The organism is Synechococcus sp. CCY 0621, from assembly GCF_019038465.1.
In the GTDB taxonomy this organism is placed as follows: domain Bacteria; phylum Cyanobacteriota; class Cyanobacteriia; order PCC-6307; family Cyanobiaceae; genus Cyanobium.
In genome coordinates this window covers 1-15,970 of the sequence record NZ_JAFKRH010000019.1, presented here as the reverse complement: position 1 = coordinate 15,970, position 15,970 = coordinate 1, and the positions used below count along the sequence as shown (strand labels likewise).

13 protein-coding genes are annotated in these 15,970 nt (G+C 68.5%); 4 read left to right on the top strand and 9 right to left on the bottom strand.

Annotated features, from left to right (window positions below):
* Nucleotides 1-10: 10 nt before the first annotated feature.
* Nucleotides 11-970, top strand: coding sequence for a glycosyltransferase family protein (locus KUG43_RS06925; protein WP_216907480.1), 960 nt, complete (start codon nt 11-13; stop codon nt 968-970).
* Here the strand turns inward: KUG43_RS06925 and KUG43_RS06920 are convergent.
* From KUG43_RS06920 to KUG43_RS06895, 6 genes are all read right to left on the bottom strand, one after another.
* A complete protein-coding gene (locus tag KUG43_RS06920; protein ID WP_216907478.1) occupies nt 954-1,817 on the bottom strand; it encodes a glycosyltransferase family 2 protein in 864 nt (287 codons plus the stop codon). The genes KUG43_RS06925 and KUG43_RS06920 overlap by 17 nt on opposite strands.
* Nucleotides 1,814-4,207 (bottom strand): UvrD-helicase domain-containing protein, encoded by a 2,394-nt coding sequence (locus KUG43_RS06915; protein WP_216907476.1) that lies wholly within the window; start codon nt 4,205-4,207, stop codon nt 1,814-1,816. The genes KUG43_RS06920 and KUG43_RS06915 overlap by 4 nt, the downstream gene beginning before the upstream one ends.
* 152 nt (nt 4,208-4,359) lie before the next feature.
* Nucleotides 4,360-6,195, bottom strand: a complete 1,836-nt coding sequence (locus KUG43_RS06910; protein ID WP_216907474.1) for an ABC transporter ATP-binding protein — start codon at nt 6,193-6,195, stop codon at nt 4,360-4,362.
* A gap of 63 nt (nt 6,196-6,258) precedes the next feature.
* A complete protein-coding gene (locus KUG43_RS06905; RefSeq protein ID WP_216907472.1) occupies nt 6,259-7,293 on the bottom strand; it encodes a glycosyltransferase in 1,035 nt (344 codons plus the stop codon).
* 40 nt (nt 7,294-7,333) lie between these two features.
* Nucleotides 7,334-8,047 carry a biliverdin-producing heme oxygenase gene (locus tag KUG43_RS06900; protein ID WP_216907471.1) on the bottom strand — a complete coding sequence of 238 codons (714 nt, stop codon included), beginning with the start codon at nt 8,045-8,047 and terminating at the stop codon, nt 7,334-7,336.
* Between the two features lie 76 nt (nt 8,048-8,123).
* Complete coding sequence (locus KUG43_RS06895) at nt 8,124-8,576, bottom strand: Tery_1686 family protein (RefSeq protein WP_216907469.1); 453 nt, start codon at nt 8,574-8,576, stop codon at nt 8,124-8,126.
* A 70-nt stretch (nt 8,577-8,646) separates the two neighbouring features.
* Here KUG43_RS06895 and KUG43_RS06890 point away from each other — a divergent pair, with 70 nt between their 5' ends.
* Together KUG43_RS06890 and KUG43_RS06885 are read left to right on the top strand one after the other, a co-directional pair.
* Nucleotides 8,647-10,077, top strand: coding sequence for an NADP-dependent isocitrate dehydrogenase (locus KUG43_RS06890; RefSeq protein ID WP_216907467.1), 1,431 nt, complete (start codon nt 8,647-8,649; stop codon nt 10,075-10,077).
* A gap of 45 nt (nt 10,078-10,122) precedes the next feature.
* Nucleotides 10,123-11,448: a (Fe-S)-binding protein gene (locus tag KUG43_RS06885; RefSeq protein WP_286194499.1), complete on the top strand. Its 1,326-nt coding sequence runs from the start codon at nt 10,123-10,125 to the stop codon at nt 11,446-11,448.
* Here the strand turns inward: KUG43_RS06885 and KUG43_RS06880 are convergent.
* A complete protein-coding gene (locus tag KUG43_RS06880) occupies nt 11,430-12,842 on the bottom strand; it encodes a four-carbon acid sugar kinase family protein (RefSeq protein WP_216907463.1) in 1,413 nt (470 codons plus the stop codon). The genes KUG43_RS06885 and KUG43_RS06880 overlap by 19 nt on opposite strands.
* Nucleotides 12,843-12,859: 17 nt before the next feature.
* Between KUG43_RS06880 and KUG43_RS06875 the strand changes: the two genes are divergently transcribed.
* Complete coding sequence (locus KUG43_RS06875) at nt 12,860-14,074, top strand: FAD-binding oxidoreductase (protein ID WP_216907461.1); 1,215 nt, start codon at nt 12,860-12,862, stop codon at nt 14,072-14,074.
* Here the strand turns inward: KUG43_RS06875 and KUG43_RS06870 are convergent.
* Nucleotides 14,053-14,916 carry an aldose epimerase family protein gene (locus KUG43_RS06870; protein ID WP_216907459.1) on the bottom strand — a complete coding sequence of 288 codons (864 nt, stop codon included), beginning with the start codon at nt 14,914-14,916 and terminating at the stop codon, nt 14,053-14,055. The two genes, KUG43_RS06875 and KUG43_RS06870, sit on opposite strands and share 22 nt — an antisense overlap.
* A partial coding sequence (locus tag KUG43_RS06865; RefSeq protein ID WP_286194498.1) for an SGNH hydrolase domain-containing protein occupies nt 14,913-15,970 on the bottom strand: 1,058 nt, incomplete at its 5' end. The genes KUG43_RS06865 and KUG43_RS06870, both read right to left, overlap by 4 nt.

The window sequence follows — 15,970 nt, the reverse complement described above, 5'->3', positions numbered from 1 at the left end:
AGACCAGTTGATGGTGAGCTCACCGGACAGCGCCTCCACCATCTACTTCATCACAGTGAATTATCACTGTGGAGGGTTGATTCGCGGCCTGGTTGAGGACACCATGGCCAGCGGGGAGGAATGCGACTCCCTGAGGTTCATCATCGTCAATAACTCCCCTGCCGATCAAAGCCTGCGCCAATGGCTCGAGGCCGCCTCCCTACCGCTGCCAGTGCAGCTGATTGAAGCGGGCGCCAACCTCGGCTTCGGCAGCGGCTGCAATCTGGGCCTCCGCCATGTGTGGCAGACCGACCGTCGGGCCTTGGCCTGGCTGATCAATCCCGATGCCCGCCTCGATACCGGCGCGATCGCCTATGTGAGGCAGTGCCTGCGTGACGACACCGAGATTGCCATGCTCGGCACCCGGATTCGGGACCCCCAGGGCGACGTCTGGTTCAGCCACGGCAGCTTCAACCGCTGGAGCGGCCAGCTGGGCCATCGCTTCCCGGGCGATGACTGCCGCCCCACCCCGGTCCGCACCTGGCCCACCCGCTGGATCTCCGGCTGCAGCATGCTTTTCCGCCTGGGGATCTTCCAGGACTGCCCCGCATTCGACCCCCAGTACTTTCTCGATTACGAGGACGCCGACATCTCCGAGCGCCACCACCGGCTGGGCTATCGGCTGAGGGTCACCCAGGCCGTGCTGGTGGAGCATCAGGTCTCGGCGATCACTCAGCGGGCCCCACGGGCCAAGTACCAGCACGCCACCTTCAGCAAGCTGTACTTCCTGCACCGCCACGCCACGCCGCTGGCTCTGGGACTGAACCTGCTCTACTACGCGCTTCGGCCCGTGAGTTTCTGCCTCTCCGACCCGGCCCGTGCCCAGGGCCGTTGGTGGGGAGTAGGGGATTATCTGCGCTGGTGCTGGCGACGGCTACGGCGGCGCCCCGGCCTGTTCCATCCCCGCACCTCCTTCACCGTTTCATCCTGAGGAAACGCCCGCCGAGGGCCCGCAGGGTGGGCCAACGCTGGGCGGGGGGGCAGTAGCGCCAGAGAATCGCCGCCACCGCCGGCAGATAGAGGTGGGACTTGGGATGGAAGAAGGTGAACATCAGGCCCCGCAGGCTGCCCAGGGGTAAGCGCTTCTGCTCCTCGCCAAAGTCGTTGAGAACCACGATGGCCGGGGTCACCTTGGCGTCAATGCCACGACGGACCGCCCGCATCACCCACTCGGAATCGGCGTGGTAGTGGGGAAGCCAGAAGGCGTCATACAGGCCCACACGGCGGAAGACCTCCTGGCGGATCAGCACCCCGTTGCCCGGCATCGCCTCGGCCACGAGCACCTCGGCGGCCGCCATCGCCGGATCCAGCTGGCTGGCCAGCTCGCCGTGATGGGACAGGCGCAGGAAGCGATCCGTGCCCCAGTCGGTGCGGGTGCCCAGGGCCCAGATCCGCCCGGGCTCCGCCAGCAGATCGATGCGGCTGCCCAGGATCCCGCAGCCGTGGCGCTGGGCCAGGGCCACCATCCGCTCCACATAATCCTCAGGCACCACCGCGTCGTCGTTGATGGTGAGGACGTAGTCGGTGCCGGCCGCCAGGGCCCGGCGGACGCCCCGGTTGGTGGCACCGGCCCAGAAATCCCGATCGCCGGCCGCCACCACCGTCACCTGCGGATGGTGCTGACGGATCACCGCCACGGTGCCGTCGCTGGAGTTGGCATCCACCACCACGAGGCGCAGGGCCCGGTAGGTCTGGGCGGCCATGCGCTCCAGGAAGCGCAGGGTGGTCTCGCGGCGGTTGCGGGTGGGCACCACGGCGGTGACCAGCGGCAGGGTCATGCCGGTTCGATGGGGGCCAGGCGCGGATCGAGGATCTTCGGGCCCATGCCTTCGAACTTCACGGCGATGGAGGTCTTCTCACCGCTGCCGAACAGGTGGGTGACATGGCCTTCGCCGAAGCTGCTGTGCCGCACCCGATCTCCCACCGCCCAGGCGCGGGCCGCGCTGCGGCGCCGCACCGCATTGGCAGGATCCCCGGCCGGCCCGCCGGCCGCGACCCGTTGGCTGTCGTCGCGGTCGACCCGGGTGAGGCGCTCCAGCCGCTGCTCCCGCCGCAGGGCCGCGCCGCCGCTGCGGGGGATGTCGCCCTGCAGCAGTGCTTCGGGCAATTCGGAGAGGAACACCGAGGGCACCGCCGGCTCCCGCATGCCGCCCCAGAGCCGCCGTTCGCTGGCATGGGAGAGGAACAGCCGTTCCTTGGCGCGGGTGATGCCCACATAGCAAAGGCGACGCTCCTCCTCGAGGGCGGCGGGGTCCTCCAGGGAGCGGTAGCTGGGGAACAGGCCCTGCTCGAGCCCCACCAGAAAGACCACCGGAAACTCGAGCCCCTTGCTGGCATGCAGGGTCATCAGCGTGACCCGGTCGGCCTCGGTGTCCTTGCTGTCGGCATCGCTGGCCAGGGCGGCGGAGGCCAGGAACCCCTCCAGGGAGCCCTCCTCGTTCTCCTCCTGGTACTGGAGAGCCGCATTGACCAGTTCCTGCAGGTTGCGGCGCCGCTCCTCCGATTCATCGGTGGCTTCGGCCAGCAGCTCGGCCAGGTAGCCGCTCTGCTCCATCACCCGCTGCACCAGCTCGGAGGGGGGAGCGTCCTGAAGGCGACGGCTCAGGTCGGAGATCAGTTCCTGGAACTGCAGCACCCCCCGGGCGGAACGGCCGGCGAGGGAGCGCACGGCCTCCGGATCGCTCACCACCTCCCACAGGGGCAGCCCCAGCTGGTTGGCCGCATCGGTGAGCCGCTCGATGGTGGTCTTGCCGATGCCCCGCCGGGGCACGTTCAGCACCCGCAGCAGGCTGACGGTGTCGGCTGGGTTGACCAGCAGGCGCAGGTAGGCCAGCACGTCCTTGATCTCTCGCCGGTCATAGAAGCGCAGGCCCCCGACCACGATGTAGGGCAGACCCCAGCGCACCAGCGACTCCTCCATGGCGCGGGACTGGGCGTTGGTGCGATAGAGCACAGCCATGTCGCCCCAGCGCAGCTCGGGGTGGGCCGCCTCCAGCATCCGCATCCGGTGCACCACCGCCTCGGCCTCGGCGATCTCGTCGTCGCAGCGGGTGAGGCTGATGGGCTCCCCCTCGCCGCGGGTGGGGCGCAGCACCTTGTCGATGCGCTCGCTGTTGTTGGCGATCAGGGCGTTGGCCGCCTCCAGGATCGTGGCGGTGGAGCGGTAGTTCTCCTCCAGCTTCACCATCGTGCCGGTGTCCCCGTCGAGGGAGCCGTCGCCGAACTCCTTCTGGAACCCCATCAGGATCGTGAAGTCGGCGGCCCGGAAGCTGTAGATGCTCTGGTCGGCGTCGCCCACCACGAACACGGAGCGGCCCTCCCAGTCGTCGAAGTGCTCGGGGGGATGGCCGTTGGCCACCAGCAGCTTGATCAGGTCGTACTGGGTGCGGTTGGTGTCCTGGTATTCGTCCACCAGCACGTGGCGGAAGCGGCGGTGCCAGTAGTGGCGGATCTGCTCGTTCTGCTGCAGCAGCTGCACCGGCATCAGCAGCAGGTCGTCGAAATCAAGGGCGTTGTTGGCGGCCAGGGCGCGCCGGTAGCGGCGGTAGGCCTCGGCCTCGTGCTTGCCGCGGGGGCCGGGGTGCTCCTCCTCGAGCCGCTCCGGCAGCCAGCCCTGGTTCTTGGCGCTGCTGATCGCCCAGCGCACCTTCTTCGGCTCGAAGCGCTTGGGATCGAGCTGCATCTCCTGGGTGACGATCTCCTTGACCAGGCTCTGGGCGTCGCTCTCGTCGTAGATGGAGAACTGACGCGTCCAGGTGAGTCCTTCGGGGTCGCGGAACTTGTCGATGTCGAAGCGGAGCAGCCGGGCGAACAGGGCATGGAAGGTGCCGATCCAGAGGTCCTTGATCACCTCCCGGTAGATGCGGCTGCGCAGCTGCTTCTGCTCCCGGGCCGGCAGGGTGCTCCAGGGCTGGCCGAACTGGCTCTGGGCCAGCCGCTGGGCCAGCAGCACCTCCAGGCGCTCCTTCATCTCCCGGGCGGCCTTGTTGGTGAAGGTGACCGCCAGCACCTGGGCCGGATCGACGCCGTGGTGCCCGATCAGATGGGCGATGCGGTGGGTCAGGGCCCGGGTCTTGCCGCTGCCGGCCCCGGCCACCACCAGCAGCGGGCCGGTGTGGTGATCGACCGCCCGCCGCTGGGCCTCGTTCAGACCGGCCAGAAAACTCACAGGCTCCGGCGCAGAGGTTTCATTTTTGACGTTAGCAGCCGCACCTGATCAACGTGCTGACCTCATCAGATGCAAGAGCAATCCGTAGAACTAACGATCGTCATTGATTCCTAAATGCTTGGTCAACAGCCATCCAATGAAGGCCATAACGTTCAGCCAAGCGGACTGGACAGCCGCCGCTCAAAAGAGGCCAGATCGTTGAAGGTATCGGAGCGTTGCCGCAGTTGGTCGAAGGTGCCGGAAGCCTTGATCCGACCGCCTTCGAATTCAAAGATGCAATCAGAGCGCATCACGGTGGAGAGCCGATGGGCAATTACCACCAAGGTACAGCGACGTCCAATCACCTCAATGGCATCCATCACCTCGGATTCGGTGCGGTTGTCGAGCGCACTGGTGGCTTCATCCAACACCAGGAACTTGGAATTGCGGTAAAAAGCGCGTGCCAGGGCCAATCGTTGCCGCTGCCCCCCGGACAGCCGGATGCCGTTATCGCCGATCGGTGTGAACAGGCCCAGGGGAAGTTCGGCGACGATATCGGCCAGCTGGGCGGCCTGGAGGGCCTCCCAGACCCGCATCTGATCGACCTCATCGACCTCCTCGGCAAAGGCGATGTTCTCGATGATATTGCCATTCAAGAGATTGATCGCCTGGGGCACATAGGCGCAGTTCGCCTGCCAAGCCGGCACGTCGGAATCCACCACTTCAATGCCATCCAGCTTGAGACTGCCGGAGCTGGGTCGCAACAGACAGAGCAGCTGGTTGGCCGTTGTTGTCTTGCCGCTGCCGGTGGCACCGACGAAGGCCACGCGGGAACCCACCGGGATCGACATCGAAATGTCATGGAGGACATTGACGTCGGAGCCGGGATAGCGGTAACTGACATTACTGAGGCGGATCGCTCGCTTCGGCATCACCCCATCCGGGGAGGGGACCCCCTCGGAGCGGATGGTGAGCCGGCTTTCCGGCAACTCAATCAACTTCAGGGTCTCCTCCAGGTCAGGCAGGCCCGCACGCAGGGAAGTGATGGCCCTGAAACTATCTTGAAGGGGTGGCGTCAGTTTCAGCGACGTGACCGCCACGGTGGCCAGGAACGGAATGATCTTCAGCAGCGCACCGGGATCCGGATTGGACAGCAGGGGCAACATGCCTGCCGCGAAGATCATCGTGATCCCGAGGGGTTCGATCAGAGCGCGGGGGGTCTCAGGCAGGACGTCAGCCTTCCAGATGAACGGGATGGTTTCGCGACCTGCCTCCTGGTAGTGGCGCTCGAAATAGGGCTCCGAGCCGGTGAGCTGCACATCCAGGATGGTGCGCATCGACTCAGAAAGTATCGTGTTCGTGCGGACCTCCAGCAGGATCCTCTGCCGGGCTGCAAAACGCAGGAAAGGGGTAATAGCGGTGGAGATCAGCAGGTAACCAGCCAGCAGACCCACGATCAACACAACGGCTAGCAACTTGCCGACGATCAGCATGCCGGCGGAGAGCAGGGCGATCACGAACACCCCACTGGCCAACTGCAACAGCGGCAACACGACAATGTCCGCAACACGCGACACATTGATCAGCACCTTGGCGGAGATATCTGACTTCGATTCACCCAGAAAATAGACATAGGGCTGGGCAATCAACTTGCGCTGAGCCATGTCAGACAGGTCGCGCCAGATTGATGCCTTGAGCCGCAACTGGAAGGCCCGCAGCAGAAGCTTCGAAAGTGAGGAGAACCAGGCAGCCGCCACAAAGGCCACCACCAGGACCACCACCTTGACGCGTGGATCTTCCGGAACCAGGCCTTCCCAGGGGATCGAAGGACGATTTTCCCCGCCGACGACCACCGTGAACAGACGGGCCACCAGGGCCACCACCACCAGATCGGCGATACCGGCAAGGATCGCCAGGGGGATCAGACGGATCAGCGCGCGCTTGCGGTGCGCCGGCAACTGGGCCAGAAGTCGCACCAAACTCCTGAAGGTTTGGCTTTTGCGAAACATCTGGTCAGACTTTTGCGGAAAGCGTACCCGTGCCGCCAGAAAGCCCGCCCCGACGCCAGCCAGTCAATTCAGTGATCGCCACAAGGTCCAAAACCGTCGCCGCCACTGGTCGATCCGCAGAGCCAGCAGGGGGGGCGAACGCAGCGGCGAGGCCCCCTCCAGCAGCAGGTGGCTCCAGTGGGCGTCGATGGCCTCCAGGGCCGAATGCCAGCGTTCCTGGAGCAGCGGCTCGCTGCAGGCCTCCAGCAGGCTGGCGAGCCGGGCCGGCGGCGGCAGCCAGGCCTGAGGGTCGGCCACCGCCGCCTGGATCCTCTCCAGATCGTGCTCCAGGCTGCCGCAGCCGATCTGGTGACCCACCACCCCCGGATCGAGGCTGTCGGCCAGGGCATGGTTGAGGCTGCTGAACACCACACAGCCGCAGGCCATCGCCTCCAGGGGCGGCAGGCCGAAACCCTCGCTCACCCCCCGACCGCGCCAGTAGTCGGCGGAGTCGTAGAGGACGACGGCCGCGCTGTTGAACAGATCCACCAGATCGTCCACCCAGCCGCTCTGGACCTCCACCCGCAACCCGCGCCGGCGCAGGGCCGGCACCAGCTGCGCCAGGAGGTAGTGGCTGCTCTTGCGCTGCTGCACCAGGACATCGATGGGCCGGCCGCAGCCCACGGGCGCCGCCCGGTTGCCCCGCTCCAGCCACTGGGGCTGCAGCGCGTTCGGCACCAGGAACAGGGGGTTGCGGGGAGCCCGGTCGCCCCAGTAGCCGAGGGTGTTGCGGCTGACGGCCAACACCGGTACGCCGGGGGGCAGAGAGAACCCGTAGCCGCTGCTGTGGGCGTGATAGGCCACCGGCCTGCCCCGCAGGCGACGCAGCAGACGGGGCACATCGAACCCCCAGCTGACGATCCAGAGGGCCTCGCCGGGCGCCTGCTCCCGGGCCAGCAGATCATCCAGGAACGGGTGGTCGGCCTCCCGCTGCCGGTAGGTGACCACCTCGGTGGGCGCCAGCTGGGCCGTCAGCCGGGCCGTCTGCAGCTCCACCAGCAAACCGCCACAACGGAAGCGGCCGGTGGTGCCGGGGAGCAGGAAACGGATCGGGCGCACGCGGATCGGGGTGGCGGCGGCCGCCGAAGGCCTGGGAAACCTAGGCGGGCACGGCCTCGGTGCTGCCGGTGCGGGAACGGCGGGTGAGGAAGCCGAACAGCACCTTGCCGATCGCGGCCACCAGATTGCCCTCCAGCTCCTGGAACATCTTCATGTTGCAGTGGAAGGCCTCGTTGGCCTCGGCCACGATCCGGTCGGCCATGGCCTGATCGATGGGCAGGCTGTCGAGGGTGATCCGGTAGGTGGCTTTGAAGGCCTTCTCGTCATCGATGGCGTCGAATTCGTAAAAGCGCAGGCCATCGTGCTCACCCAGATTCATCGCCTTCTGGGCGATGTTCTTGAGGATCTGGCCGCCGGAGAGGTCGCCGATGTAGCGGGTGTAGTGGTGGCCGACCAGCAGCTCGGGGCACTCCCGCGCCACCTGGTGAAGGCGGGCCACGTACTCCTGCGCCCCGGGGGTGGCGCGGATCTGCTGGCGCCAGTCGCCACCGAAGTAGAAGGTGAGATCGGCCTCGAGGGACTCGCGGCGATTCAGGGCCGGTGAGGCGATCGGACCGACGACCGGGTGGTCGACCAGCTTGCCGATCTCCTCTTCCATGGCGCTGTAGACGAACCACAGGTCGGCCACCAGGGTGCGGTAGCTGGCCTTGTCGACGACTCCCTTGAGGAAACAGCTCACGAAACCGGTGTTCTCGGCCATCGTGTGGGCTTTCTTCGTTCCCTCACGGAGTTGGGAAGCAAGGGCGACGGGCATGGGATCGAAAGGCTGCGCGGGCAGAGGATCCAAAGTAGGTGGGGCCTTCCGGGCGAGGCGGCAAGGTTGCGAAGGATTACGCGGCCCGCGTCCCTCGGTCCGCCACATCACCGAAGAGATCGAACAGCTCACGGCAGATCTGCTGGAGCGAGGACACCACCTCCACCGAAGGGAGATGGGACCCCGAAGGCTGCCAGTCTCCGACCGTGGCCAGGCGCCAACGCTCCGATTCATAGGTGAGGCCCCGGATCAGCACGCCCAGCAGCCGCGGCCGTTCGCCTGATCCGGCTGGAGCCCGCTCCAGCCGCAGCTGCACGAGCAGGGAGCGGCACTGCAGGCGGGGACTCCAGCCGGGGAAGTGGAGCGAGAGATCAAGGGTTTCCCGCTCATCGAAGGCACGGGTGAGGGGATCGTCGCGCCAGGGGGTGAGATTGGCCCGGGCGGCGGGGAAATGCAGCCGGAAATGACCCACCACCGCGGCGATGGCGGCAGCCAGTTCCACCGATCGGGCCTGGTCGGCCGCATTCATGCCGTTTCCCCTGAGCAGAAAGCCAATGTGTCCGAAACCTAGGCTCAACGGTGCGTTCCGTGCCGACTCAATGGCCACATACGAGAAGCTCACCGTCCCGGCCAACGGCACGGCGATCCGGTTTGAGGGCGGCCAGCCGATCGTTCCCAACGACCCGATCATTCCCTTCATCCGCGGCGATGGCACCGGCGTGGACATCTGGCCGGCCACCCAGCGGGTGCTGGACGCGGCTGTGGCCAAGGCCTACGGCGGTGAACGCCGCATCGAGTGGTTCAAGGTCTATGCCGGCGATGAGGCCTGCGAGCTGTATGGCACCTACCAGTACCTCCCCCAGGACACCCTGACGGCGATCGAGGAGTTCGGGGTGGCGATCAAGGGCCCCCTCACCACCCCGATCGGCGGCGGCATCCGCTCCCTCAACGTGGCCCTGCGCCAGATCTTCGATCTGTACTGCTGCGTGCGGCCCTGCCGCTACTACGACGGCACCCCCAGCCCCCACAAGCGGCCCCAGGACCTGGACGTGGTGGTCTATCGGGAGAACACCGAAGACATCTACATGGGGATCGAATGGGAGGCCAGCGATCCTGTCTGCATCGAGCTGATCGCCCACCTCAACGACACGGTGATCCCCGCCAACGGCAAGCTGGGCAAGCGCCGCATCCCCGAGGGGGCCGGCATCGGCATCAAGCCAGTGAGCAAGGCCGGCACCCAGCGCCACGTGCGCAAGGCCATCCGGCACGCCCTGGGCCTGGAGGGCGCCAAGCGCCACGTGACCCTGGTGCACAAGGGCAACATCATGAAGTTCACCGAAGGGGCCTTCCGCGACTGGGGCTACGAGGTGGCCACCACGGAATTCCGTGACCAGTGCATCACCGAACGGGAGAGCTGGATCCTGGGGAACCTGGAGGAGAAGCCGGGCCTCAGCATCGAGGACAACGCCCGGCTGATCGAGCCCGGTTACGACAGCCTCACCCCCGAGAAGAAGGCGGCCGTGGACGCGGAGGTGAAGGGCGTGCTCGACGCCATCGGCAGCAGCCACGGCGGCGGCCAATGGAAGTCGATGGTGATGGTCGACGACCGCATCGCCGACAGCATCTTCCAGCAGATCCAGACCCGGCCCCAGGAGTATTCGGTGCTCTGCACCCTCAACCTCAACGGCGACTACATCTCCGATGCGGCCGCCGCGGTGGTGGGCGGTCTGGGCATGGCGCCGGGAGCCAACATCGGGGATAACGCGGCGATCTTCGAGGCCACCCACGGCACCGCTCCCAAACATGCCGGCCTCGACCGCATCAACCCGGGATCGGTGATCCTCTCCGGCGTGATGATGCTCGAGTACATGGGCTGGCAGGAAGCCGCCGATCTGATCACCCAGGGGATCAGCGCCGCCATCGCCAACAAGGAGGTCACCTACGACCTGGCCCGGCTGATGGAGCCCCGAGCCGAGTCCGTGAGCTGCTCGGGCTTCGCCGAAGCGGTGGTGCGCCACTTCGGGGGGTGAGGGGACAGGGCCAAAGGGCCTGAGCGAGCGCCCACAATGGATCGCATGAGCCTTCCGTTCATCGCCGCCGACCCGTGCGTCCACTGCGGCTTCTGCCTGCCCACCTGCGCCAGCTACCGGGTGCTGGCCACCGAAATGGACTCCCCCCGGGGACGGATCCATGCCCTAAAGGCGATCGACGCCGGGGAGCTGGTGCTGGATGCCACGGTGGCGAAGCATTTCGACAGCTGCCTGGGCTGCTTCGCCTGCGTCACCGCCTGCCCGGCGGGCGTGCGCTACGACCAGTTGATCGAGACCATGCGGCCGCAGCTGAACGCGCCCGAGCTGCGCAGCCCCGCGCAGCGGGCGTTCCGGCGGCTGATCTTCGCCCTGCTCCCCTACCCCCAGCGGCTGCGGGCCCTGCTGGCACCCCTGCGGGCCTACGCCGGCACACCCCTGCAGGCCCTGGCACGCCGCAGCGGCCTCACCCGGCTGTTCGGGCCCCAGGTCGCGGCGATGGAGAAGCTCCTGCCGCCACTGCCGATGCAGTCCTTCCGCGACGACTGGCCCGTGCTGGTGCCGGCCCAGGGGCCCCGCCGGCGCCGGGTCGGGCTGGTGCTCGGCTGTGTCCAGCGCGTCTTTGAGCCAGGGGTGAACGCCGCCGCCATCCGGGTGCTGGCCGCCAATGGCATTGAGGTGGTGATCCCCCCCGACCAGGGCTGCTGCGGCGCCATGACCCACCACCAGGGGGAACTGCCCCAGACCCGGGCGCTGGCGACCGCCCTGGTGGCCAGCTTCGAGGCGGTGATCGGCCCGGGACGGGCGGCGGGGCCCGAACCCCTCGATGCCCTGCTGGTGGCGGCCTCGGGCTGCGGCCACACCATGAAGTCCTACGGGGAGATCCTCGGCAGCCGCCATCCCCTGCTGGGCACGGTGGCCGACATCCAGGAATTCCTCGATGAGGTCGGGCTCAGCGACAGCTTCCAGGCGGCGTTGCGGCCGCTCCAGCACAACGACGGCACGGCCGCCAGTGCGGAGCACCCCCTGGAGTTGGCCTACCACGATGCCTGCCACCAGTTGCACGGCCAAGGCCTGGCGGCCCAGCCCCGTCGCCTGCTGGGCCGGATCCCCCATGTGCGGATCCGCGAAGCCACCGAAGCCGGCGTCTGCTGCGGCAGCGCCGGCATCTACAACCTCGTCCAGCCGGAGGAAGCCGCCGAGCTGGGCCGGATCAAGGCCGCGGATCTGAGCGGCACCGGCGCCGAACTGGCGGTGAGCGCCAACATCGGCTGCACGCTCCAGATCCGCCAGGCCATGGAGGGGCAGGGGCGGCCGCTGCCGGTGCTCCATCCGATCGAACTGCTGGATCGCAGCTACGGCGGCCCGGCCTGAGTCTCCATCCATCGCCACGCCTGCCGCAGGGTGCCGTCATCGCCCAGGTTGCCGGGGAAGGTGAGCACGGGCAGGGGCTCCTGATCGGTGTCTGGGGCGGCCAGCACCAGGGAGAGTCCTGGCAGCAGCTGGCCCTGGAGCTCCACCTGCTCCAGGGCCAGCCCATCGGCCAGCAGGGTGTGGGTGGTGATCCCCCCCTTGCTGATCAGATAGCCCAGATCAGGGGCGACGGCCGCCGCCAGCCGCGCCATCACCCCCGCCAGGGCCAGGCCCAGCACCCGGCGCTCCTGGCCGTGGCGACAGCGGGCCTCGCCACGGCTGGTGAACAGCACCGGCGTGTGGCCGCCGGCCAGCACGTCCGCCAGCCGCTGCCCCCAGGCCAGCTCCAACGAAGCCAGCAACCGCACGGGCTCTGGACCCTCCAGCAACCGCTGGACCTTGGCCACCTCCAGTTCCACCCCGACGCAACCGGGTTCCGCCAGTAAGTGCTCCAGCTGGCGGTCGGCCAGGGGCACATGGGAGCCCACCAGCACCAGCCCCGGCAGGGGCCGCTCACCGCGGCGGCGGCGCAGGGCCGCCAGGGCCGCCGCCGCCAGTGGCTGGGGGGGCAAGCCCGCCAGGGCCTGGATCAGGCTGGCGGCGCTCTGGAACAGGAAGCGGCGAGGCCTTGCATCGAGCGTGGCGTCGCCGGAGGCCACCAGGGTGCGCACCGCAGCGGCCAGGGTCGCCAGCTGCGGGGCGGAGGCCCCATCCACCGCGACGCACCCATTGCCCTCCAGGCGTGCCAGGTGGCGCAGCAGGGGGACGCCACCCACGTCCAGCTCCCGCCAGCCGATGCGGTCCACGGCGGTGGCCGGGATGCGGCCACCACTTTTCTCCTCCACCCAGTCCGGCAGATGGCTGGTGGTGTAGGCAAACAGTCCGTCCTGGGCGAACGGGCTCTCATGCACAGGCTGGCCGTGGAGCCGATGCACCCCATCCACGGTGATGCGCCCCCCCTCCAGGAAGGCCGGCACCAGCAGGGTGGCATCGAAGGGGCCCAGCTCCTCGTTGATCACGTCCACCTCCAGCGGGAAGTGGCCCCGCAGGGTGGAATCGCCCCGGCTCACCACCAGCCAGCCAGCGATGCGGCCGCAGGCCACCGCCTTCTCCAGGGCGGGCCGCAGGGCGCGGCAGATCTTGCGCACCCGCTCGGCCGCCGCCGCCGGCGCCAGGGCCCGGGTGTTGGCCAGGAGGAACAGCAGCGGCGACGGGTGGGCCAGGCCGGCGGCCAGGGTCTCGGCGTCCCAGCGCAGCAGCAGCGGACAGCCGTGCACGGTCTGGGAGCCGGTGGGGTCGTCGTCGATGACGACGATCTTGAGATCGGGCCCGGAATCGACGGTCGCCTGCGCCATGGCACCATCGTGCCGTGATGCGACCTGAGCCCAGTGAGCTGCAGGAGCTGGTGCGCGACCTGCACCGGCAGGGTTCGGCCTGGCTGCCGGCGGGCCTGGGCAGCCGCCTCGACTGGGGTCCGCCCGTCCAGGCTTCCTGCACGGTGCTCAGCTGCGCCGCCCTGCGAGGGGTGCGGGAGTTCAACCCCGGCGACTTCACCATCACCGTGGCCGCCGGCACACCACTGGTGGAGGTGCAGCAGACCCTTGGGCACCATGGGCAGTGGTTGTCCGTGGATGCCCCCTGGGGGGACGCCGATGGCGCCGCCGCCGGCAGCATCGGTGGTCTGGTGGCCAGGGGCCTGGCGGGCGGCTACCGCCAGCGTTACCTGGGGGTGCGGGACCAGTTGATCGGCCTTGAGCTGATGCGGGCCGATGGGGTGACCGCCAGGGCCGGTGGCAAGGTGGTGAAGAACGTGGCCGGTTACGACCTGATGCGGCTGTTCACCGGCAGCTGGGGCTCCCTGGGCCTGATCACCGAACTGACCCTGCGCACCCTGCCCCAGCCGCCCCTGCGCCGCAGTGTCTGCTTCCAGGGCGAGGCCGGGGATCTGGCCAGCCTCAGCCGCTGGTTGCTGGGCTCCAGCCTCAGCCCGGAGCGGATCGACTGGTGGAACGGCAGCCTGGCCGCCGCTGCCGGCCTGGCGCCGGAACCCCTGCTGCTGATCGGCCTGGCCAGCGTTGATGCGTCCACCCTGGAAGAGCAGGTGCGTTGTTTGCAGGAGCGCAGCAGCCTGCAGGCCCGGGTGCTGGACGCCAGCACCACCGCGACCTGGCTGGCCCTGGCCCGGGGAGGCGCCGTCACGCCCAGCACGGCGGCCACCGCTCCAGCCTGGCTGCTGCGGCTCGGCGTCAGCCCCGACCGGCTTGAGACCCTGATGCAGGCCCCGGCCCTGGCCGGGCTGGCCGTGGACATGGCGGCCGGCAGCGGCCTCGGCCTGGCCTGGACAGGCCCAGAGGGACCCCACCAGGCCGCTGTGACCTCAGGCCAGGTGATGGCGCTGCGCAGCCTCTGCACGGAGCTGGGCGGCCATCTCACCGTGCTGCGCCAGCCCCGACGAGCCGGCCTGCCGGCTTGGCTGGATGCCCCCTCCCGGCCGCTGATCGAAGCGATCAAGCGCCGCTTCGATCCGTCCGGGCAGCTGGCGCCGGGGCGGCTGCCCGGCGTTGCTCAGAGCGTTTCGACGCTGTAGCGGCAACCCAGCTCCAGGGACTCCCCGGCGGGCACCAGCAGGCGCCGCTCCCCCGTGCTCAGGGCTCCCCGCGGCCCGCTCCAGGGCTCCAGGCAGAGCATCGGCCGGGGCGGGTCACTCCACACCACCACCAGATCCATCGGCGCCGCGGGATGCAGCGTCACCACCCGACCCCCCGCTGGATCCACCAGCCGCACCGGGCCCTGGCCACTGCAGAGGAAGTCCACCCCCTGCTCCAGCCGGGACAGCTGATCCACGGTGGCGGCCGGAGCCATGCTGAGGTGGTCGATGCAACTCTCCGGCAGGCCCTCGAGCCGCACGCGGGCCAGATCGGCGACGGCGATGTAAGGGTGCAGGCCAAGGCTGAAGGGAAGGGCCGCTGTGCCGGCCTCTCCCCGGTTGGTGATCCGGGCCGTGATCGCCAGGGCCGAGGACTGCAGCCGCAGCTCCAGCTCCAGGGCGAAGGCGAACGGGAAATGGGGGCGGCTCTCCGGGCCGTCCCGGAGCTGCAATAGCACCCCATCACCGTCCTCCCGTAGGGCGATCGTCCAGGGCAAGTCGCGGGCGAAGCCATGCTGGGCCAGCGGGAACGCCCCCTGGGGCAGGGTGAGCACATCACCCGGCAGGTTGCCGCAGATGGGGAAGAGCACGGGGATACCGCCCCGCACCGACTTGGCGGGGTCTGCGAAGCGCTCCGCATCGAAGTAGAGGATCTCAGCTCCGCCACAGCACCAGCCGGTGACCAGCCCGCCGCGCTCGGGGACGACCGTGAGCGAATCGCCGCTGGCCGGATCGGTGAAGCGCCAGTGGGGGGAGGACCCAGTGGGGGGTTGCAGGGTCATGGGGAGGGGGAGGCGGTGGGCCGCGGGCTGGTGAGGCCCTGCTGTTGCAGGAACCGTTCGAACGGGGCTGCCAGTGATCGGCTTCCCGACACGCTCAGGTGATGGGAATCGGCGTAGAGCGGCGTGCCATCGGGCCGGCGGTAGACCACCCGGCCATCGGGACCGACCAGGTAGGGGGTGGGGTCAAACACATGCACGTTGGGCAAACCTGCAGCCACTTCAGCCAGCAGGGTCCGTAGGGTCGCCCGCATCCGGGCCGTGGTGGCGGCATCGCCGGCGCAACTGCTGCCGGCCGGATCCTGGCAAGCCACCGGCTCCCTCGCCAGGGACGGGTTGTCGACCACCAGCACCAGCTGCAGGCCCCGGGCCGCCAGCCGCTCGGCGTAGGCCCGCAGGCCGGCGACATGGGCGCGGCGCACCTCGGCGATGCGCAGGCGGCGCTCGCCCAGGTAGGTGGGGGCCCCGTAGCCCCGTCCCTCGATGTCGTTGCTGGCCAGGTAGTTGTGCAGGAAGCCCGACACCAGGACGATGTCACCGGGCTTGAGACGCTGCAAGGAGCGATCCATCTCCCCGGCGGAGAACTGGCGACAGGATTCGTAGCGGCCCCGCTGCCAGGTGACCGTGAGCTTCGGATCGATCAGGCAGGCGCCCATAGCGGCGAAGGTGAGGCGCTGGCCGGTGCGGGCGGTCACGGCGTCCAGCATCGGCAGCAGGTGCTGGGCGTGGGAATCGCCCAGCAGGAAAATCTCCCGGGCACCGGGGAGGCCGGGCCGGTTGCACTTGTCGAAATTCGGCCGGGTGGTGGCGTTGTAGGGCTTGCCACTGGCGACCGTGCAATCGCTGGTGATGCCGGTGCCGGGGATCAGGGGATTGAGGGCATGGACCCGCTCACTGATCGGCACAGGATCAGCATCCACACCCAGGAACAACTTGCCCCGTAACTGGTGGTGCAAGGCGTCGATGCCGAGCCACAACCCCACCACCGCCAGCACCGCCAGCAGCGTCTCCCACCACCACTTCAGCGGATAACGGCGCACCGGCTGCTCCACCAGCC